Raw genomic sequence first — 21,144 nt, 5'->3', positions numbered from 1 at the left:
GGCCGTGGCCGGGCGCTAGGCATGGCTCGGAACACCCGCCCGACCTGCCCCAGGAGGCCCAGCGATGTCGCACAGCCCGCGCAGTTCGTCCCCCGACCGCCGTTCCGTACTGCGCGGAACGGTCGCCGCGTCGGCGGCTCTTGCCCTGCCTACGCTGGCAGCCGCGCCCGCACTCGCGCTCTCCGGCCGCCCCGGCGCCGCCTGGGGTGTTCAGACCGGCGATGTCACCTCCTCGTCCGGCCTGGTGTGGGTCAGCTCGGACCGGCCCGCCCGGATGATCGTCGAGACCTCGGCCACGGACTCCTTCCGACACACGCACCGCCGGCACGGACCCCTGCTCGGGCCCGGCACCGACTTCACGGGTACGACGTCGCTGCGCGGCCTGCCCGCGGGCGAGCAGGTGCACTACCGGGTGACCCTGGCCGACCCCGACGACCCGCGCCGCACGGGCGAGCCGGTGTACGGGACGTTCCGTACGGCGCCCTCGAAGCGCCGGGAGGGTGTGCGTTTTCTGTGGTCGGGCGACATAGCGGGCCAGGGTTGGGGCATCAACCCGGACATCGGCGGCTTCCGCGCGTACGAGGAAATGCGGCGCCTGGACCCGGACTTCTTCCTGTGCAGCGGTGACACCGTCTACGCGGACGGGGTCATCCAGCCGAACGTGACCCTGCCGGACGGGCGGATCTGGCGCAACATCACCACCGAGGAGAAGTCCAAGGTGGCGCAGACGCTGGCCGACTTCCGCGGCAACTTCCGCTACAACCTGCTCGACGAGAACGTCCGGCGCTTCAACGCACAGGTCCCCACCGTCGTGCAGTGGGACGACCACGAGGTGCGCAACAACTGGTACCCGGGCCAGATCCTGGACGATGTGCGCTACACCGAGAAGAACGTGGATGTGCTCGCCGAGCGCTCGATGCAAGCCTTCAGCGAGTACTTCCCCATCTCCACGCTCCCCTCGCAGGGCAGTGACGGCCGTGTGCACCGGGTGGTGCGCTACGGCCCGCTCCTCGACGTCTTCGTCCTCGACATGCGTTCGTACCGCAACGCCAACTCCCCCGGCCGGCAGGCCGACGACACCCAGGGCATCCTCGGCGCCGAGCAGCTCGCCTGGCTGAAGCGTGAGTTGTCGCGCTCGCGTGCGGTGTGGAAGGTCATCGCGTCCGACATGCCGCTCGGTCTGGTCGTGCAGGACGGCGCGACGAACTTCGAGGCCGTGGCGCAGGGCGATCCCGGCGTGCCTCTCGGCCGCGAGCTGCAGATCGCCGAGCTGCTTCGATTCATCAAGCACTGCCGGATCACGGGCACGCTCTGGCTCACTGCGGATGTCCACTACACGTCGGCGCAGCACTATGCGCCCGAGCGGGCGGCCTTCAAGGACTTCGCGCCGTTCTGGGAGTTCGTCTCGGGTCCGCTGGCGGCGGGCGGCTTCCCGGCCAACGCGCTCGACGGCACCTTCGGGCCGGAGCGTGTCTTCGTACGGGCGCCGGAGCGCGCGAACGTCTCGCCGATGGAGTCCCCGCAGTACTTCGGGGAGGTCGACATCGACGGCGGCAGCGGCGAGCTGACGGTGCGACTGCGGGCCGAGGGCGGGACGGTTCTGTTCAGCAAGGTGCTCCAGCCCGGGCGCGTGGGGCAATAGTACGCGCTCCACACCCCCGGGCCGGCCCGCGGCCCGGGGCCGGTCCCCATGCCGGGACCGATTGTCAGTGGTGGGTCCTAACGTCGTTTGCATGACGCGATCAACGCAGGCGCTCACCTATGCCCGGCCGTCCGCCCTCGCATCAGCAGGGGGCGGACGGCTCCTCGGCCTGGAGACCTCGGGCGGGCTCACGCCGACGGGCGCCCAGGCCCATCCCACCTTCTTCTCCGGCTTCCTGACGTCGCCGCAGCTGACGGCGCGCGGACTGCTGGCGGTCGCGGATGTCGCGGCCGCCCGCTACTGGGACCCCAATCGGCGCCCGCTCCTCGACCCGGTGGTGACGGGAAACGGCGACCGGCTGCGCTTCGAGTCGTTCTCCGGCTGCTGCGGCGTGTACGCACGGCTCGATGTGCTGCGTGAGGGACTCGACGGCGCGGAGACCGGGCACGGCACGACCAATGTCGATGTCAACAACCCACTCCGGGAAGCCCTTTCGCGGATGACCGGCTCGGATCCGCTCCATCTGCGGGTCGGCCCGCAGGAACTCGCGGTCACCACGCTCGAAGGCGCGGTGGTGGAGAAGAAGGTTCCGCTGCCGGACCGCTGGCTGCGGGGCTTCGCCGAGGCCCAGGTGGCCAGCGCCGGCTTCGATCTGCGGGCCGAGCTGCCCGCCGGCGAAGCGGTGCGTTTTCTGCGCTCGCTGCCGCGTGGTTCGGGTATCGCGTCCCGGGGCGCGACGTGGGTCGTACCTGCGGGCAGGACGCTGCGGCCGACCACCAGGCCTGTTGCCGGGGCCGTGTGCCTGCCCGGGCCCGAGCGGCTCGCCGCGCTGCACCGTCCCGCCTCGGCCACCCGGCGCAGGCTGCACGAAACAAAGGAACGGCTCGCGCTTCAGCGGGAGTTCCCAGGCCCCTTTCACTGGCTGGGCCGCCCGCAGACCGACTCGTACCGCACCTGCTATCACTGGCGCGGCGGGCCGGCGCATGCGCCGGTGATGCTGCCGCACGATCGGGAAGCGCTGGCCGGCTGGCTGGTACCCGCGCTGAAGGCGTCCGCACTGGAGGATCTGCCGGGCACCACCGAGAGTCTGCCGACGCTCGCCGAGGCGGGAGATCCGCAGGAGGTCGCGGGACCCGCGATGCATCTGGCGCTGGCTGCCGGTCTGGGAGCCCGTCGCCCGGAGGATCGGCTGGCGGCGGTGGACGCCCTGCTTGTGCTGGCGGCCCGTGGACAGCTGGACGGTGAGCTGCTCGGTCGCGATCTGGCCGAGCTGGTGGGGCTCGGTCTGATGAAACCCAACCGGCTGGCCGACTCGGCCCGTACAGCCTCGGCGACCGGTGCCTATGCGACGACCTGGTCCGTCCTCGCGGGGGCGCTGCCCAGGCTGTTGACGGCGGGGACATCGCCGCGTGGCCTGGGCGAGATACTGGCCGTCGGCGCGGACTGCGTCGAGCACTGCGGGACGGCCGCGGCGTTTTCGGTGGGTCCGGAGGGGATACCCGGGCTGGCGGAGCTGGCTGCCCGCCGGGGCTCTTCCCAGCTGGTCGCCCAGGCGTCCCGGCTGCTGAAGGCGCTGAATCAGGGAGTCGAACAGTCCAGGCCAGAAACGGTAAAAACCAGCCGATAGCGACCCAGATCCGGGCTTAACCCATCAGTCACAAAGCGTTCGTGATCACGCAACACCATTCGGTCACAGTGATGCCATGACTGATGTGACTTCCGCGAAGACCGCCCGCCGCCCACACCACTGGCGGCGGGATCTCGTCGAGTTGGCGGCCATGTTCACCGCCGTGGCCGTCGCCGATGCCATCGCCAACATGGTCGGGCACGGGCCCGACGGCCCGTTCCTGCTCATCGCCTCGGCCGTGGTGCTCATCGCCACGGCCGCCTTCCACACATGGTGGGCACGACGCCACAGCCACGCCCCTCCGGCGCTCACGTCCGATACCGCCGGCGGGGCGCAGGTGGCCAGCCCGACCGAGTTCGCGGCTCGGGGCGACGAGCTGTTCGAGACCTCGCTGTGGCGGATGCGTACCACGGTGCGGGACACCCCCGGCAGCCTCGCCGCGTTGTGCACCGCCCTCGCCCGGCACCGGGTGGACATCCTGACCCTGCAGACGCACCCCCTCGCCGAGGGCACAGTGGACGAGTTCCTGCTGCGCGCCCCCACCTCCCTCCAGGCCCAGCAGCTGACCCGGGAGATCGCGGCGGCGGGCGGCAGCCACACCTGGATCGAGCGCGCCGACGCCCACGACCTCGTCGACACCCCGACCCGGGTGCTCGGCCTCGCCACCCGTACCGCCCTGGACGCGGCAGAACTGCCGCTCGCGCTGCGCCAGTTGCTCGGCCGCTGCACGATCCACTCGCTGCCCGCCGTCGGCCTCACGGGCCGGCCCACGGGCGAGACGCCTCCCGTCGAGGGCGTTCTGGAGGAGACGGTGATGCGGCTGCGCGACCCGAACGGCGGCGCGATCACCGTAGAGCGGCCCTACCTCCCCTTCACCCCCACGGAGTTCGCCCGGGCGCGCGCCCTGGTCGAGCTGGATGCCCGCCTCGGCCCCCGCGTCCCGCGCAGCGAGGACGTCCTCACCCTCCCCGAGGGCAATGAGATCACCGTGCGCCGCGCCGACCAGGGCGATGTCCCGGCAGCGAGAGCCATGCACGACCGCTGCTCCGACCGCACCCTGAGCCTTCGCTACCACGGCCCGATCGGCGACGCCGACCGCTATCTCAACCATCTGCTCAGCCCGCGCTTCGGCCGCACACTCGCCGTGCAGACGACTTCCGGCAAGCTCGTCGCCCTCGGTCATCTGCTGTGGGACGGCGACGAGACCGAGGTCGCCCTGCTCGTCGAGGACGCCTGGCAGCGCCGCGGCATCGGCGCGGAGCTGCTCGGCCGACTGGTCGACCTGGCGGTCGAGGCAGGCTGCGAGAGCGTCTACGCCGTGACCCAGTCGTCCAACACCGGCATGGTCGCCGCCATGCGCGGTCTCGGACTTCCGCTCGACTTTCAGATCGAGGAGGGCACGCTGGTGATCACCGCCCGACTGGACGCGACTGCCCTACGCCCCCGCGCTCGCTTCGAACAGGCTGAGCGCTGAGGGCCTCGGTCAGATCGCGCCACAGATCCTCGACGTCCTCGAGCCCGACCGACAGCCGCAGCAGCCGGTCGCTGACGCCCGCCGAGCGCCGGTCTCCCTCAGCCACGATGCGGTGGCTGATGGAGGCCGGGTGCTGGATCAGCGTGTCGACGCTGCCGAGACTGACCGCCGGGGTGATCAGCCGTACGCCGGCGATCACGGCGTGCGGGTCGCCGTACACCTCGAAGGAGACCATCGCACCGCCGATCCGCGGATAGTGGACGCGGGCGACGCGCGGGTCGGCCGCCAGGCGGCAGGCCAGGTCGGCTGCGGTGGTGGAGGCGGCCCGCACCCGTACCGGCAGGGTCGACAGTCCCCGAAGCAGCAGATATCCGGCCATCGGGTGCAGAACGCCGCCGGTCGCGAAGCGCACCTGGCGCAGCTTGCCCGCGAATTCCTCGTCGCAGGCCACCACTCCGCCCATCACGTCGCCGTGCCCGCCCAGATACTTCGTGGCACTGTGCAGCACGAGCCGGGCGCCGTGCTCGACCGGCCGCTGGAGCACTGGGGTGGCGAAGGTGTTGTCGACGAGCAGCGGCACGGAGCCGCAGGCGTGGCGCACGGCCCGCAGATCGACCTCCGCAAGCGTCGGGTTCGCGGGCGTCTCCACCATCACCAGACCGGTGTCCGGCCGGATCGCCGCGGCGATGCCCGCCGGGTCGGTCCAGGTCACCTCGGTGCCCAGCAGGCCGGCTCCGAGCAGATGGTCGCTGCAGCCGTACAGCGGACGCACCGCGACCACATGGCGCAGGCCCATGCTCGCCCGCACCAGCAGTACGGCGGTGAGAGCCGCCATGCCACTGGCGAAGGCGACCGCGCTCTCGGCCCCCTCGAGCCTGGCCAGGGCGGTCTCGAAGCGGGCCGTGGTCGGGTTGTCCAGCCTGGCGTAGACGGGCGGCCCCTCCAGGCGCGCTCCGGTGGCGGCGAACTCGTCGATCCGTTCCGCTTCGCCTGCGGCGTCGTAGGAGGGATAGGTGGTCGACAGATCCAGCGGCGGGGCATGCAGACCCAGCTGCGCGAGATCCTCGCGTCCGGCGTGGACTGCTTCGGTGGCCAGCGCCCGGGGTGGGTGGGCGGCGAAGGCTGCGTTCTCCATGCCCGCACTGTGAACACCCACCGGCAGGTCTTGGCCATAGCCCGTGTTACGTTCGGCGAATGGCTGAAACTGTCGCTCTCGACCCGGTGGATCTTCACATACTCCGGCTGCTGCAGAACGACGCCCGGACCACCTACCGCGATCTGGCGGCGGAGGTCGGAGTCGCTCCTTCCACGTGCCTTGACCGGGTGGCGAGGCTGCGCCGCTCCGGTGTGATCCTCGGGCACCGGCTGGCCCTGGACCCGGCCCGGCTGGGACGGGGCCTTGAGGCGCTGCTCTCCGTACAGGTTCGTCCGCACCGGCGTGAACTGATCGGTCCGTTCGTCGAGCGCATCCGGGCTCTGCCCGAGTCCCGTGCGCTCTTCCATCTCACGGGCCCGGACGACTACTTGGTGCATGTGGCCGTGGCGGACACCGCGGATCTGCAGCGACTCGTGGTGGACGAGTTCACCTCCCGGCGCGAGGTCGCCCGGGTCGAGACCCGGTTGATCTTCCAGCAGTGGGACTGCGGCCCGCTGCTGCCTCCTGAGACAGGTGGCTGACAGGCCGCTGGGACTCGATGATGGTGACGCGGAGGCCCCACTCGTATGAGGATGTGCCCATGTCAGTCACCCTCAGCAGCCAGCTGCCCCGCCAGGTCGCCGACGCCTACGTCGACGCACTCATCGAACTCGATCCGACGATTGGCACATATCTCGGGGTCAAGGAGAGCTCGGGTCTCCTTCCCGACTACTCCCCCGCAGGTCAGGAGGCACTCGCCGGGCTCGCACGCGAGACGCTGGCCAGGCTCGACCATGCGGAGAAGCTGCCCGGTGCCGAGAACGACGCCGAGCGGCGCTGCGGGCGGCTGCTGCGGGAGCGTCTGACAGCCGAACTCGCTGTTCACGAGGCTGATGAGGGTCTTCGTACGGTCAGCAATCTGCACTCACCAGTGCATACGGTGCGCGAGGTGTTCACCGTGACGCCCACGGAAACCGATGAGGACTGGGCAGCCATCGCCCAGCGGCTTCGTGCCGTGCCGCACGCGCTGGAGGGTTACCGGGCCTCGCTGGAACTGGGTCTGGAGCGCAAGCTCCTGGGCGGCCCACGTGCCACGCAGACGAATATCGGCCAAATGACGGAGTGGATCGGCACGGACCGGAGCTGGTTCGACGACTTCGTCGCGGACGGCCCCGCGACACTCAGGGCCGAACTCGACGCCGCTGCCCGCTCGGCAACCGAAGCCCTCACCGTTCTGCGCGACTGGATGCGCGATGTGTACGGACCTGCCGTGGCGGACGCCCCCGACACGGTCGGGCGCGAGCGCTACGCCCGCTGGTCGCGCTACTTCAACGGCACCGACCTCGATCTCGACGAGGCGTACGCCTACGGCTGGTCCGAATACCACCGGCTGCTGGCCGAGATGAAGACCGAGGCCGACAAGATCCTTCCGGGCGCCGGGCCCTGGGAGGCGCTGGCGCACCTCGATGTGCACGGCGAGCACATCGAAGGCGTGGAGGAGGTACGGGTCTGGCTGCAGAAGCTGATGGACGAGGCGATCGAGGCACTGGACGGCACACACTTCGAACTCGCCGAGCGGGTACGGAAGGTGGAGTCCCGTATCGCTCCCCCGGGCGGTGCGGCGGCGCCCTACTACACCGGTCCCTCGGAGGACTTCACCCGGCCCGGACGCACCTGGCTGCCGACCATGGGCGAGACCCGCTTTCCGGTGTACGACCTGGTGTCGACCTGGTACCACGAGGGCGTGCCCGGCCACCACCTGCAGATCGCGCAGTGGGTGCATGTCGCGGACCAGCTCTCCCGCTATCAGGCGACGATCGGCGGCGTCAGCGCCAACGCCGAGGGCTGGGCGCTGTACGCGGAGCGGCTGATGGACGAGCTCGGGTTCCTGCCCGACCCGGAGCGCAGGCTCGGCTATCTGGACGCGCAGATGATGCGGGCGTGCCGGGTGATCGTGGACATCGGCATGCACCTGGAGCTGGAGATTCCGGCGGACTCGCCCTTCCACCCGGGCGAGAGGTGGACTCCGGAACTGGCGCAGGAGTTCTTCGGCAGTCACAGCGGCCGGCCGGCCGACTTCGTGGAGAGCGAGCTGACGCGCTATCTGTCGATGCCCGCGCAGGCGATCGGCTACAAGCTGGGCGAGCGGGCCTGGCTGCTGGGCCGCGAGAACGCCCGCAAGGCGCACGGCGACGCGTTCGACGCGAAGGCGTGGCACATGGCGGCGCTGTCGCAGGGTTCGCTGGGGCTGGACGATCTGGTCGACGAACTGTCCAAGCTCTGACGATCGGTCGGACCGGCGGCTGACGCGGCCGAGTGAGGCGGCGGGGCTCGGGGGGCGTGACACCCCCTGAGCACCGACCCTCGTCGCGAGTCGTCAGCAGCCGCAGTCGTCGGCGTCGACGGGCGCAGTCAGCGGGTCGGCCTCGCGCTTCCCGCTGCCCTCCGAGGTCTCGAACTCAAAGCCCTCACGGGCCCAGTACTCGAAGCCCCCGATCATCTCCTTGACCTGGTAGCCCAGTTCGGCGAGTGCGAGCGCGGCGCGGGTCGCACCATTGCAGCCCGGGCCCCAGCAGTACGTGACGACCGGCACCGACTTGTCGAGCAGTTGCCCGGCCTGCTCCGGGATCAGCGCGGTCGGCAGATGTATCGCACCGGGGACATGCCCCTGGTCCCACGACTCGGTCGAACGTGAGTCGAGGACGACGAATCCGAGGTCGCCGCCTGCCGCCAGTGCCGAGGCGACATCGGAGACATCGGCATGGAAGGCGAGGCTCGCGCCGAAGTACGCGGCGGCAGCGGCGGGCGAGGCCGGCGGCACGCGGAGGACGGGGTTCGCGGTGAGCTGCGTCGTGGTCATGACCAAGAATCTACGATCGGTGATCGTCGGGCTGAAGTGAGAATCCCCGGGGCCTGTCTTGATCGGCCGGGGATTCCCCTGTTATCTCTCGGACATGACCGGATATTCACCGGACGCCACCGACTGGCGCATCCTGCAGGCACTCCAGCACGAGGGCCGGGCAACCTTCGCCGAGCTGGCCAGAGCCGTCTCCATGTCCGCGAGCGCCGTCACCGAACGGGTGCGGCGGCTGGAGGAGGCCGGGGTCATCGCGGGCTACACCGCGGTCGTCGACCAGGAGCGGCTCGGTCTGCCCATCCTCGCGTTCGTACGGCTGCGCTATCCCAACGGCAACTACAAGCCCTTCCACGATCTGCTGGATACGACGCCGGAGATCCTTGAGGCCCACCATGTGACCGGCGACGACTGCTTCGTCCTCAAGGTCGCGACGCGCTCGATGACCCATCTCGAGGAGGTCTCGGGAAAGATCGGTGCGCTGGGGTCGGTCACCACCAGCGTTGTCTACTCATCCCCACTGCCCCGGCGGGCCATCAGCCGCTGAGGGGGGCCGAACGGAGCCGAACGACGGAGCCGTGCCGCTCCTTGACGATCTCCAACTGGGCGGGGATACGGCGGCGCAGATCGGCGACATGGCTGACGATGCCGACGCTGCGGTCCCGTTCGCGCAGCGAGTCGAGGACGTCGAGCACCTCGTCCAGAGTCTGGTCGTCCAGGCTGCCGAAGCCCTCGTCGATGAAGAGGGTGTCGAGCCGTACACCCCCGGCCTCGTCGGTGACGACATCGGCGAGGCCGAGTGCGAGGGCGAGTGAGGCGAAGAAGGTCTCACCGCCGGAGAGCGTCGCCGTGTCACGTTCGCTTCCCGTCCAGGCGTCCACGACATGCAGGCCCAGCCCGGAGCGCCTGCCGCCCGCTTTGGTGTCGCTGTGCACCAGGGTGTAGCGGCCGGACGACATACGCTGCAGCCGGGCTGTGGCCGCGGCCGCGACCTGTTCGAGGCGGGCTGCGAGCACGTACGACTCGAGACGCATCTTGCGTTCGTTGTCGGCGGATGTGCCGGCCGTGAGCGCGGCGAGCCGGGCGACCCGGTCGTACTCCTCGCGCAGCGGGCCCAATCGGAGTACTTCCGCCACGGCCCCGCGGGACAGTCTCGCGAGCTCGGCGCACCGGTCGCGGGCGGCGGCGAGCACGGACGCGGCATCGCGCAGTGCCCGCTCGGCGTCGTCGTGGGCGACGCGGGCGGCTTCCGGGTCGGCGGGCGGATGCTCCGCGGCGCTGCGGGTGTCCGCCTCGGCCAGCCGGTCGGCGACCGCGGCCGCCTCGGTCTGCCAGGCGTCGATGCGGTGCTGCAGGCCACGCTGCTCAGCTACTGAGAGCAGCGCGGCGGCCGCGGCGCGCGGTGTGTCGAACCCGGCCCGGAACGCGGCGTCGGCCAGCCGGTCGTCGGCCTCCTTCAGCCGCTGCGCGGTGAGGTCGAAGGACCGCACGGCGTCGGCTGCCCCGGCCAGCAGGCCCACCCTGTGCTCCAGCAGGTCGGCATGCTCGGCGACACTGGCCGCGCCGCCCCGGGCCCGGACCAACTCGCTTTCCAGCGCCGCCTGTTCCCGGTCGAGGCCTTCGCGCTGCGAAGTCCGCGCCGCGACCCGTCGCTCGGCCTGCTGCTGAGCGGCGAGCCGCCCTTCGTGCTCCCGCTCGGCGCGGTCGAGCGCCTCGCGCGCGTCGTGCATGCCGGAGGCGACGTGGTGCGCGTGACGGTACTCGCTCTCCAACTCCTCGACGAGGGCGAACAGTTCGGCGGCGTCGGGCTCGGCGCCGGTCCCGGAGAAGGTTCCGGTCCCGTCCGGCGTCTCACCCGGCTGACCAGCCGCCACATCAAGCCCCGCGCCCGCCCGCAACGCGGCACCCGCATCCCCTGCCGGTTCCGAACCCGGCGCCGGCGTCCGCGCCTCGTCCCTCGCCGTCGTGAACGCCTCGTGCACTACCGCCAGTTCGCGTTCCGTGTCCGTCTTGGCGGCGTCCGCTCGCGTGTAGTCCCGGTACGCCGCGTCCTCGGCCGCGCGGTCGACGTGCCCCGCGCCCGCCCGGGCGGGGGCCGGGTGGTCGGCCGAACCGCAGACCGCGCAGGCTTCGCCGGGGACCAGACCTGTGGCCAACTCCGCCGCGATGCCCCTCAGCCGGCGTTCCTTGAGGTCGAGCCAGCTCTCGTGGGCCGCGTTCGCGCGCTCACGTGCCGTACGCAGCCTCTCCTCCATCTGCGCCGTGCGTGCCGCCAGTTCGTCCCGTTCGCGGGCTGCCCGTGCCTTGCGGCGCGCCGGATCGAGCTTCCCCGCGAGGTGTTCCGCGCGCGTCGCCGCTTCCTGCGCGGCCGCGATCCGTTCCTGGCCGGTCCGCCGGACCCTGTCCCAGTCCGCCAGCCAGCTCGCCGCGTCCTGGAGCAGGTCCTCGTCCGCCCGGGCCTGACGGTCGAGGTCCGCCCGCTCACCGGTGATCTCAGCGCTTCGCCGCTCCGCCCGCCGGGCGGCTTCCAGGCCGCCCAGGTCCTGGCGCAGCTTCCGCTCCAGGGCCGACAGCTGCTCCGCTCCCGCGTCCCTGAGCTCGGGCGGCAGCCCGCCGCGCGCCCGGTCGCGGCCGGCGTGCGCGGTGCGGTGTTCTCGCTCGGCGTCGTCCCGAAGCCTCAGCGCGGGCTCGACGAGCTCCGCCTTGCGGGCCCGTTCCAGCGTGGCCTGGTTCTGGTCCCGCTCGGGGCGCCGCGCCTCCACTGCCTCGCGCCGCTCCCGTGCGTCCGCGTATCTCGTCTGCAGCCTGGCCAGTTCGCGCTCGGCGTCCAGGGCGTGGCGCGCGGCCGCCTGCCGGCTTTCCGCCGCGGCCAGCGCGCAGTCCCCGATGTCCAGCGTCTCCCGGGCACCCGCGCGGGCGACGGCCGCCCACTCCAGGACGGCCGTGGCGAGACCGGGGTCGCCCGGCTGCTGCCGGGGCGGCGGCCAGTCCCCCGCCGTCGCGCCCGCGGCCTGCTCCATCCGGTGGGCGATGGCGAGCAGCCGCTCGTCACCGGCCCGTACCTGCTGTTCGGCCGCGCGCCGCCGGTCGGCCAGGCGCTCCTCGACCGCGGCGAAGCGGCGTGTGTCGAAGAGCCGCCCGAGCAGCTTGCCGCGAGCCTCCGCATCGGCGCGCAGGAAGCGGGCGAAGTCCCCCTGCGGCAGCAGCACCACCTGGCAGAACTGGTCGCGGCTCATCCCCAGAAGCTGCGCGATCTCCTCGCCGATCTCCTGGTGGGAACGGCTCAGCGCCTTCCACGCGCCTTCCTTGGCGTCGTATTCGCGCAGCCAGCTCTGGGCCCGTTCGGTCGTGAAGCCCTGCCCGTTCTTCTTGGGGCGGGGCTGGGCGGGCCGCCGCCGGATCTCCAACCGCCGTCCGGCCACGGTCAGTTCGAGGCAGACCTCGGTGAAGGTCCCGGCCGCCGCGTGGTCGCTGCGCAGCGAGGCGCCGGGACTCTGCCGCGCGCCGGGCACCGCCCCGTACAGGGCGAAGCAGACGGCGTCGAGGACAGAGGTCTTGCCTGCTCCGGTCGGGCCGTGCAGCAGAAAGATCCCGGCCTCGGAGAGCTCGTCGAAGTCGACTTCCTGGGCGGCTGCAAAGGGGCCGAAGGCTGTGAGGCTCAGCCTGTGCAGTCTCACCTGGCCACCTCGCGCACGCCGTCGTCCACCCGTACGTCGTCGAAAGCACCGCGCAGCACGGTGCGCTCAAGTCCGTCGGGCCCGCTGCCGCCGCGCACATGGGCCACGAAGTCCTCGGCGATCTGCTGGTCGTCGCGTCCCTTCAGCCGCTGTGCATAGGAGAGAATCTCCTCCTTGCCGGTGCGCTCGGGCTCGAAGACCAGGCTGAGGGTGTACGGGAAGCGCTCGGCCAGGCGTGCCATCGGCTCGGCCGGGCGGACGGCGTCGGTAATCGTGGCCTCGACGAACGACTGCTCGTGCGCTGCGAGGGCCGGGTCGTCGAGCAGTTCGCCGAGCGGTCCGCGCAGCCGGGCGAGCGGCCGCGGAACGGGGCAGTCGATGCGCTCTGCCTCGATGTCGCCGTGCGCGCCGAGTTCGATGAGCCACATGGTTTTGCGGTGGCTCGTCTCCGAGAAGGAGTAGGCGAGCGGCGATCCGGAGTAGCGCACGCGCTCGGTGATGGTCTGACAGCCGTGCAGATGGCCGAGGGCGGCATAGTCCACGCCGTCGAAGACCCCGGCGGGCACGGCGCATACGCCTCCGACGGTGATGTCCCGCTCGCTGTCGCTCTCCTGGCCGCCCGCCACGAAGGCGTGGGCGAGGACGACGGATCTGGTCCCCGGCTCCCGGGTCGCGAGGTCGGCGCGCACCCGCTCCATGGCCGCGCCGATGACCGACTCGTGGCCCGCCTTCTCCGTCCTGAACTCGTCCTTCACCAGGGCCGGTTCGAGATACGGGAGTCCGTAGCAGGCCACCGGTCCGTGCGCGTCGCCCAGCAGCACCGGTGTGGCGCACCCGGCAGGATCGGTCCGCAGATGGATCCCGGCACGCTCGATCAGCCCCGCCCCGACACCGAGCCGGCGCGCCGAGTCGTGGTTCCCGGAGATCATCACGGTCGGCACACCGGCGGCGGCGAGCTGGTGCAGCGCGCGGTCGAACAGCTCGACGGCGGCGAGCGGCGGCACCGCCCGGTCGTACACATCTCCCGCGACCAGTACCGCGTCCACGTCGCGATCGCGCACCGTCGCCACCAGGTGGTCGAGGAACGCGGCCTGGGCGTCGAGCATGCTCACCCGGTGGAGCGAACGCCCCAGGTGCCAGTCCGACGTATGCAGGAATCTCATGATCCCCGAGAGTATCGGTGGGGTCTGACATCACGGGCGGCTTCAGGCGTCTCCATACGCCTCGTCCCCCAGCTCCAGTCCCGCCGTCCCCGCCGTGGCGTCGGCCAGCCAGCCCGCAAAGGCGTCCACATCGGCGTCCGGCAGCCCGATCTCGATCGTCACCGCCTCCCCGTACCGCACCTCGCGCACCGTGCGACCGGTCGCCCGCAGCTCGTTCTCCAGCCTGCCCGCCCGCTGGTGGTCGACCGTGACGGTGGCCAGCCGGAAGCGCCGGCGGGTGATGGTGCCGAGCGCGTCCAGGGCCTCGCCGACGACTGAGCCGTACGCCCTGATCAGCCCGCCCGCGCCAAGTTTGACACCGCCGTAGTACCGGGTCACGACGGCCACGACATACCGGACGTCGCGCCGCATCAGCATCTGCAGCATGGGCACACCCGCCGTGCCGCCGGGTTCGCCGTCGTCGCTCGCCTTCTGTACGGAGGCATCGGCGCCGATGACGTACGCGAAGCAGTTGTGCGTGGCCGTCGGGTGCTCCTTGCGGATGCGTGCGACGAAGGCCTGCGCCTCCTGTTCGGTCGCGGCGGGCGCGAGCGCGCAGATGAAGCGCGATCTGTTGATCTCGGTCTCGTGCACGCCCGCGCGGGCGACCGTCCGGTACTGCTCCTGCATCCGGCCACCCTATGCGCCTGCGAAGGGCACGAGCGCAGAGGGAAGCGGAGGCGAGGGAAGCGGAGGGGAATGCTCCGCGCGGGCCACCCGTTGTGTGATGCATGTACGCAGACGCAGAGACGATCCGCAGGATCCTTACCTCCACGGGCGACACCTGGGCGGTGGTCGGCCTGTCGAACAACCAGTCACGGGCGGCGTACGGGGTCGCCGACGTCCTCCAGCGCTACGGCAAGCGCATCGTCCCGGTGCACCCCAAGGCCGAGACGGTCCACGGCGAGCAGGGGTACGCGACGCTCGCGGACATCCCCTTCGACGTCGACGTGGTCGACGTCTTCGTCAATTCGGGCCTCGCGGGAGCGGTCGCGGACGAGGCGGCGGCGATCGGCGCGAAGGCGGTCTGGTTCCAGCTGGGCGTGATCGACGAGGACGCCTATGAGCGCACCCGCGCCAGCGGCCTGGACATGGTCATGGACCGCTGCCCGGCGATCGAGATCCCGCGGCTGGGCTGACGGCGCCGAGCGGCCCGCCGACGACAGCCGGACACGCCCCCGCACGAGCGGACTGGGGTTGTTCGGGTATGTACCACGCCCCCGGCGTGCGCCCATACTTGCGGCGTACCGACCACACGGGGGAGGCACCAGTTGGGGCAGCTGATTCGCACCCGGGACGGCCGGACTCTTGCTGTGGAGCACCAGGGAAATCCACAGGGCAGGCCGGTCTTTCTCTTGCACGGCACTCCGGGCAGCCGGCTGGGTCAGGCTCCGCGCAGCGGACTGCTGTACCGGATGGGGGTGCGTCTGATCACCTTCGACCGTCCCGGGTACGGCGGGTCGGATCGATTACCGGGGCGGCGGGTGGCCAATGCCGCGGACGATGTCGAGACGATCGCCGACGAACTGGGGCTCGACGAGTTCGCCGTCGTAGGGCGCTCCGGCGGCGCTCCGCATGCTCTGGCCTGCGCGGCTCTGCTGCCCAAGCGCGCGACGCGTACGGCCGCGCTCGTCGGGCTGGCTCCACGTGATGCCCAGGGCCTCGACTGGTTCGAGGGCATGACCGAGTCCAATGTCCGGGAGTACATCAACGCGGCAGCCGGCCTTGGACAGCTGGCCGCCGCGCTGCGGTTCCGCGCGACGGCGATCCGGGCGGACCCGGCGGGCTGGGTCGCCGACATGCTCCGCGTGCTGCCGGAGTCCGACCGCGGGATCGTGGCCGACGTCGCCATCCAGTCCATGCTCGTACGCAACTTCAAGGAAGCGCTGCGCAGTTCGGCCGACGGCTGGGTCGACGACATCATGGCGTTCAGCACGGACTGGGAGTTCCGCCCCGAGGACATCAGAGCGCGGGTGCTGCTCTGGCACGGCGAGGACGATGTCTTCGCCCCGGTGCAGCACACCCGGTGGCTGGCCGAGCGGATTCCCGGCGCGCAACTGGCGGTGAAGCGCGGGGCGGCCCACTTCGGTGCGCTGCAGGTGCTCACGCGCGTACTGAGCTGGGCCACCTCGTGAGCCGCCTCAGACCGGCTGCGGCTCGAGGTCGCGGTTGACGCGCCGCCACTCCCGTGCCGCCTCGGTGATCGGATGCTTCACGCCCAGCTGTTTGGTGGCGGACGCCAGCGTCTCCGTGCGCAATTGCTGAGCCTCTTCCTCTCTTCCTGCCGAACGCAGCGTGATCGCGAGATTGGTCCGGCAGGCCAGTACATCCGGGTGCGTCGGCTCGTACCGGTGCAACAGGCCTTCCAGCGCGGCCCGTTCCCAGTGCTCTGCCTTCTCGTGCTCTCCCAAGTCCCCGTAGGAGTTGGCGAGATTGATCGCCGCGCACAGGGTGAAGGGATGACGCGTGCCCAACGCCCCCTCCAGCGCCGTGCGGATCACTTCACCCGCTTCCGCCGCCTGAGCCGGGGCGTCGAGACCGCGCTGGTAGATGGTCACGTTGTTGCGGCAGGCCAGGGTGAAGGGATGGTCGTTGCCCAGCGTCTCGCGGTACCCGTCCAGGATCTGCAGGGCGAGGTCGAGTGCCGCCTGCTTGTCTCCGACCGCCGAATAGTCGGCGGCCAGGTTGAGCCCGCAGGCGAGGGCGTCGGGCACCTTCGGTCCGTACCGCCCCCGGTAGCGCTTGTACGTCTCCTCCGTGATGCGTTTCGCCTCGTGCGGTTCGCCGGCCTTGCGGAGGGAGACCGCGAGGCTCTTGGCCGTTCGCAGCACCTCGGGCACATCCGTGTTCAGTACGCGCTCGAACGCGGCCACGACCTCGCGCAGGACCTGTACCGAGGACCTGTACTCCCCGGTTTCCCGCAGGTCACGAGCGAGGTGACCCTTGGTCGTCAGGGTGAACGGATGGTCTTCGCCCAGCAGTGCGCTGCGACGCTCCACCGTCTTCTCATCCAGCCTGCGGGCCCGTTCGCTGTCACCGGTGAGCCGGTAGTCGATCGCCAGGTTGTTGGCCGCCATGAGCGTGCGCGGATGGTTCTCGCCGAAGATCTGGCGGAATCCGTAGTAGATCCGCCGGTCCCTTTCCAGCGCGTCGTCGAACCGCCCCAGGCCGCGCAGATCGGCGGCCAGGCTGCCGGTGGTGATCAGAATGCTGGGATGGTCGTCATGCGGGTGGTCCTCATGGAGCACATGGATCTGGCGGGCGAGGGTGTCCTCGTCCATGTCGTGGGCCTCGTGGTACTTCCCCTGCGCCCGCAGGGCGTTGGCCAGCTCGAAGCGCATGTTCAGGGTCTGGAGGTCGTTCTCGCCCAGCTCACGGGACCAGGTCTCGTTGAGCTGCGAGCCCAGGACCCGCGCGGCCTCGAGTTCACCGCGCTTGAGCAGGTAGCGGACGCGGTCGACCATCAGCTGCCGTACGTTCTCCTCGTCGCAGTCCGCGATGCCCGACGGATCGAGGTGGGGCCAGATCAGGTCGAAACTCGGCCAGCTCTTGGGGTCGTTGACGGGATTGTCCCTGTCCGCCCGCTCCGCCGGCCGGGCCTCGGCGAGAACGCGATGCACTTCGTGCTTCGCCTTTTCCTGTTCCTCCGGCGAGAGTCCGGCCCGGACCGCTGCCTGTACCAGCCGGTGGACCTGGATTCTGCTGTCCACCGGGTCCTGGTCCACCTTGGCCAGCGCGAAGCGGTTCAGGGTCTCGATGACCTTGCCCAGCATGTACCTTTCCCGCAGGTCGGGGTCGTACGGCAGCAGCGACTGAAGCATCGAGTCACTGCCGATCAGCTGCATCGATATCGGCTCCGCGGAGAAGAACGAACACAGCTCGAGCAGCCGAACAGCCGCTTTGGACTCCTCGCGCAGCCGCGCGATCGAAATGTTCCAGGTCGCGCCGATCCGCAGGGAGTAGTCCTCGGGCTTGCCGAGTGAGAGGACCTTGGTGCTCTGCTCCTTCAGCTGCTCCACGTAGGAGTCCACCGGAGTGGCCGTCTCGGCGAGCCAGGCAGCCGCCACTTCCACCGCAAGCGGGAGGTCACCGACAGCCTCGGCCACCCGGTCGGCATCCCGGGAGGGCAGTTTCGACACCCTGCGGCACAGGTGCTCGACGCTCTCGGGGCGGGTGAAGACCTCGACCTCCATCGGTTCCAGCCGCGTCGATCGTGGCTTGTTGCGGCAGGTGGCCAGGACATGGCCGTATACGCCCTGGGACACGGGGCCGGTCTCTTCGGGGAGCAGCTTCAGTGCACCGTCGAGATCCTCCACATTGTCGAAGATCAATAACCAGCGGGAGTACGGTTCGCCCCTGCGCAGCGCCTGCACCGCGGCCTCGGCGGCCTCGGCGACCACATCACCGGCCCTCAGACCGAGCTCCGCGGCCAGCTCCGCGAGTGAGGACACCACACGGTCGGGCTGTTCCGCCTCCACCCACCACACCAAGTCGTAGTCGGCGCGGAAGCGGTGTGCGTACTCACGGGCCACTTGCGTCTTGCCAACGCCCCCCAGTCCGTAGAGGACTTGGGGGAAGCGCTGGCCGGAGCGGGTGTCGCCGCGCAGCTGGTCGCGCAGTCGGTCAAGGACGGAGGCACGCCCGGTGAACCAGGAGTGGCGGGGCCGCAGATTCCACACCTTGGGTACGGAACCGGGGTAGCGCACTCCGGCCGCCGCGGCCGGCCGGGACATGGCGGCTCTCTCCCCCCGGTCCATCGCGGACAGCAGCGCGGTCGCCGCATCCTCCTCGTCGAGCCGCACCAGATCGACGCCCCGGATGCTGATGGGCAGATTGCGGCGTACGTCACCGACTCGGACCGGGACCAACTGACGGCGGCCGACGGAGGAATCGAGACTCGTGGACGACTCCCACAGGTTCCCGTCCGGCTGCGCGTCGAGAAAGGCCTGCGAGACCACGGCAAGCACGGTGTACGCCCCGGCGGACCCGAATTCCGCTTCGACACCGGCGAGTCGTCCCGAACGGACATCCACCGGCGCCACGCTGAATCCGCTGCGGCTGAGTACCGATTCGAGCCAGTCGGCCCACAGTTGGTCCTCGGCCACATAGGGCAGCACCACATTGGACTGCGGAACCGGCGGTCGCCGCGTATAGGACTTCACATGGGCGCGCCGTTCCGCCTCGTCGATCGGTGGCAGCGTACTCACCAGCCCATCGGTGAGCACGGAGGTGAGCCGCTCGCAGGCGGTGAGCATCGAACTGGAAATGTTCGGAGCGTCACCGAAGGTCGCGAGGATTTCCTCATACGCGTAGAAGGGCCGGTACGGAACCTCAACCGATCCCCAGTAATTGGCGAGTTCGTCCCTGCTCAGCCCGGCAGGAAGCCCGGGGAAGCTCTCCCTGGCCAGTGCGCGACCGGCGTCGGCCTTCTCCTTCTCGCCGTCGTCTATGCGCATCGGAACCGGCAGAATGCGGATGTTCTTGTCGTGGTACCGCTCCGCGATGTCGCGGGCCACTTCTGACGCGCCATTGATGCTCTGGTCGCTCAGGGTGAAGCAGACCACGAGAACCTGCGGCATCTGGACCGTGCAGATATCGGCGATATCGCTGAGTCCGGTCCTGCTGTCGATCAAGGTGTAGTCGTAGTGACGGCGCATGTCCGCACGCATCGCGTCGAAGAACTGACCGCCCCCGAAACGCTCGTAGAAGTCGTCCCAGTCCATTCTTCCGACGGTCGCCGAATAGTCGCGATTGCGCCTGCCGGCGGAGAGGAAGTCCAGACTGCCACCTTGCGGAAAGGCCCAGTCCAGAGAGGTGGCGTGCGGCCTGACCCGCGCATAGTCGCGGTGCCAGTCGTGTTCGCGCTGCGCGGGCCGCCGGGCCTCCTCCTGGTATTCGGTGATCAGATTGATCAGCCCGGGAGTGGCTTCCAGGACGGGGAGATCGAGAAACGGGTGGAAGAAGCGGTGCAGGCCCGGTGCTTCCAGGTCCCAGTCGACGGCCAGCACTCGATAGCCGTTCGCCGCCAGAATCCAGGCGACGTTGGCCAGCGCCATGGTGCGGCCCGTGCCGCCCTTGTACGAGTAGAAGGTGACAATGGTCCCTTCGCGATTCCCTGTCATCACGACCCCTCCCCCTTGTCGGCGTTGCCTTTTGGCTGCTCCGTGTCATGAGCGGTGGATGCGGGAACTGCCGCTCCGTAGCCGATCCCCGAGGGAAGCACCCGTGGGATCGCAGCGCTGGGTCCTGGTGGCGGATAGGTCCGCGCATGGGCCGCGTAGTGCTTGTCCGCCGACTTCACCGCGCCCGGCAGCTCCTGGCTGAACGCCTCCAGCGTGGGCAGTCCACCACTCGACGACCGATGCCCGCCACTCGAATCCGGCCTCGGAGCCAGAGACGCTTCCGTGGCCGCACCCAACTCCCCCTCCCGCTCCCGCGATTCGGGGTCCTCCCGGTTCCAGGGAATCATGACGCTGATCCACGGCCGGTCCTCGGCGCACAGCCGCCGCACCAGGTCCCTGCGGTGCGGGGCGTCGAGCGCCCAGCGGTCCAGCAGAAGAAGGCTCGGCGCCCGCGGCGGCCCCGGAGCCAAAAGGCGCTCCGCTTCGGTCTCGAAATCCCCGACGCTCACCCGGTAGTCCAGGTTTCTGACGAGATCGACGGCGTGGTCGGCAATCGGTCGGGAGGATTTGGGATGGTACGGATTCCAGTCGCGCGGACGGGGGCCGTAACAGTCGGAGCCCCGGTCCGGAGGAAGACTGGACCGCGAACAGGCGAGGACCGAAACCTCCATCTCCCGTGGATGACCGGGCGGTCCGAACGCGCTGGGCATCGACCCGTAGTCCTGGCGGGGATCGCCCTCGGATATCTGTGTCTGCTCGGCCACGCTCACGATGCGCTTCGCGAGGAGATAGACCGCGCGCTCGTACTGGTCCCGCAAGTATCTGAGCTTGATCAGCCCGTAGAACCCCTCGTCGGCATAATCTTCCCCGAACGTCGCATGGTTGAACTGCAGCCGCTCCGCCGGATGCGGAAGCTGCTTCGCCGGCACCGGAACCCACAGCGCCGGAACGATCCCGGTCACCGGGCTGCTGTTGTTGCGCGCCTGATGGTGTGCCGCGCGTTTGGAGAAGACAAACCATTCACGGCCGCACTGTTCACTCAGGAAGTAGCGCGGCGAATAGAGCGGCACGAAGACCCTGCAGTAGGCCAGAGCCTCCGACAGCCGCTCCTGCCAGCCTTCCCCGGGCTGCATCTCCTGATCCAGGAACCCGGCCGGCGCACCAGCCGGAAGCGAGGTGAGCTGGCGCACGTGATCGCACAGATCGCTGTGCAGCCTCTTCACCCAGATGTTCGGGTCTTTGTCCTTCGGATGATTCTTCGGCGTGTGTGCATAGCTGAGGAAGAAGTATGGCTCTGATCCATCTCCCCCCGCCCCCATGGCTCCAAGCAACAACGTCTCCCCCGGTCCATGTCGATGGATCCCTCAGTGTAGAAACGCCGATTACTCAGCGGAACAGCGCGAACACGCCT

General features: G+C 70.1%; 15 protein-coding genes. 8 read left to right on the top strand and 7 right to left on the bottom strand.

Annotated elements, in window-relative coordinates:
- Positions 1–64: 64 nt before the first annotated feature.
- The 3 genes from OHA61_RS33950 (at position 65) to OHA61_RS33940 (ending at position 4,743) form a co-directional block, all read left to right on the top strand.
- Positions 65–1,642, top strand: coding sequence for an alkaline phosphatase D family protein (locus OHA61_RS33950; protein WP_406306228.1), 1,578 nt, complete (start codon positions 65–67; stop codon positions 1,640–1,642).
- Positions 1,643–1,733: 91 nt separating this feature from the next.
- Positions 1,734–3,269 carry a hypothetical protein gene (locus OHA61_RS33945; protein WP_406306227.1) on the top strand — a complete coding sequence of 512 codons (1,536 nt, stop codon included), beginning with the start codon at positions 1,734–1,736 and terminating at the stop codon, positions 3,267–3,269.
- Positions 3,270–3,345: 76 nt separating this feature from the next.
- The gene (locus OHA61_RS33940; protein ID WP_406306226.1) at positions 3,346–4,743 is read left to right on the top strand and encodes a GNAT family N-acetyltransferase; all 1,398 of its coding nucleotides are present in this window, start codon (positions 3,346–3,348) and stop codon (positions 4,741–4,743) included.
- On the opposite strand, the gene OHA61_RS33935 is transcribed toward OHA61_RS33940, so the two are convergent.
- On the bottom strand, positions 4,679–5,878 hold the full coding sequence (locus tag OHA61_RS33935; RefSeq protein WP_406306225.1) for a trans-sulfuration enzyme family protein: 1,200 nt from the start codon (positions 5,876–5,878) through the stop codon (positions 4,679–4,681). The genes OHA61_RS33940 and OHA61_RS33935 overlap by 65 nt on opposite strands.
- Positions 5,879–5,937: 59 nt before the next feature.
- On the opposite strand from OHA61_RS33935, the gene OHA61_RS33930 reads away from it, so the two are divergent.
- The gene (locus OHA61_RS33930) at positions 5,938–6,420 is read left to right on the top strand and encodes an Lrp/AsnC family transcriptional regulator (protein ID WP_406306224.1); all 483 of its coding nucleotides are present in this window, start codon (positions 5,938–5,940) and stop codon (positions 6,418–6,420) included.
- A gap of 59 nt (positions 6,421–6,479) precedes the next feature.
- A complete protein-coding gene (locus OHA61_RS33925; protein WP_406306222.1) occupies positions 6,480–8,162 on the top strand; it encodes a DUF885 domain-containing protein in 1,683 nt (560 codons plus the stop codon).
- A gap of 93 nt (positions 8,163–8,255) precedes the next feature.
- On the opposite strand, the gene OHA61_RS33920 is transcribed toward OHA61_RS33925, so the two are convergent.
- On the bottom strand, positions 8,256–8,738 hold the full coding sequence (locus OHA61_RS33920; RefSeq protein ID WP_406306221.1) for a rhodanese-like domain-containing protein: 483 nt from the start codon (positions 8,736–8,738) through the stop codon (positions 8,256–8,258).
- A gap of 94 nt (positions 8,739–8,832) precedes the next feature.
- Here OHA61_RS33920 and OHA61_RS33915 point away from each other — a divergent pair, with 94 nt between their 5' ends.
- Positions 8,833–9,279, top strand: a complete 447-nt coding sequence (locus OHA61_RS33915; protein ID WP_406306220.1) for an Lrp/AsnC family transcriptional regulator — start codon at positions 8,833–8,835, stop codon at positions 9,277–9,279.
- Here the strand turns inward: OHA61_RS33915 and OHA61_RS33910 are convergent.
- The 3 genes from OHA61_RS33910 to OHA61_RS33900 are packed head-to-tail and all read right to left on the bottom strand — an operon-like array spanning position 9,269 to position 14,241.
- Positions 9,269–12,409 carry an AAA family ATPase gene (locus OHA61_RS33910; protein WP_406306219.1) on the bottom strand — a complete coding sequence of 1,047 codons (3,141 nt, stop codon included), beginning with the start codon at positions 12,407–12,409 and terminating at the stop codon, positions 9,269–9,271. The genes OHA61_RS33915 and OHA61_RS33910 overlap by 11 nt on opposite strands.
- A complete protein-coding gene (locus OHA61_RS33905; protein WP_406306218.1) occupies positions 12,406–13,572 on the bottom strand; it encodes an exonuclease SbcCD subunit D in 1,167 nt (388 codons plus the stop codon). Before OHA61_RS33905 ends, OHA61_RS33910 begins: the two co-directional genes overlap by 4 nt.
- Before the next feature lie 42 nt (positions 13,573–13,614).
- The gene (locus OHA61_RS33900; RefSeq protein ID WP_406306217.1) at positions 13,615–14,241 is read right to left on the bottom strand and encodes a YigZ family protein; all 627 of its coding nucleotides are present in this window, start codon (positions 14,239–14,241) and stop codon (positions 13,615–13,617) included.
- Positions 14,242–14,342: 101 nt separating this feature from the next.
- On the opposite strand from OHA61_RS33900, the gene OHA61_RS33895 reads away from it, so the two are divergent.
- Both OHA61_RS33895 and OHA61_RS33890 read left to right on the top strand, forming a co-directional pair.
- Positions 14,343–14,750: a CoA-binding protein gene (locus tag OHA61_RS33895; RefSeq protein ID WP_324978497.1), complete on the top strand. Its 408-nt coding sequence runs from the start codon at positions 14,343–14,345 to the stop codon at positions 14,748–14,750.
- A gap of 132 nt (positions 14,751–14,882) precedes the next feature.
- Complete coding sequence (locus OHA61_RS33890; protein WP_361909232.1) at positions 14,883–15,746, top strand: alpha/beta hydrolase; 864 nt, start codon at positions 14,883–14,885, stop codon at positions 15,744–15,746.
- A gap of 6 nt (positions 15,747–15,752) precedes the next feature.
- Here OHA61_RS33890 and fxsT read toward each other — a convergent pair whose 3' ends face one another.
- Together fxsT and OHA61_RS33880 are read right to left on the bottom strand one after the other, a co-directional pair.
- A complete protein-coding gene (gene fxsT / locus OHA61_RS33885; RefSeq protein WP_406306216.1) occupies positions 15,753–19,733 on the bottom strand; it encodes an FxSxx-COOH system tetratricopeptide repeat protein in 3,981 nt (1,326 codons plus the stop codon).
- Positions 19,733–21,064, bottom strand: coding sequence for a TIR-like protein FxsC (locus OHA61_RS33880; protein ID WP_406306215.1), 1,332 nt, complete (start codon positions 21,062–21,064; stop codon positions 19,733–19,735). Before OHA61_RS33880 ends, fxsT begins: the two co-directional genes overlap by 1 nt.
- Between the last annotated feature and the right edge of the window lie 80 nt (positions 21,065–21,144).

The organism is Streptomyces sp. NBC_00885, assembly GCF_045207475.1.
Lineage (GTDB): Bacteria > Actinomycetota > Actinomycetes > Streptomycetales > Streptomycetaceae > Streptomyces.
Note: the sequence above shows the minus strand (reverse complement) of the source record. Positions and strands in the feature narration are given on the sequence as shown.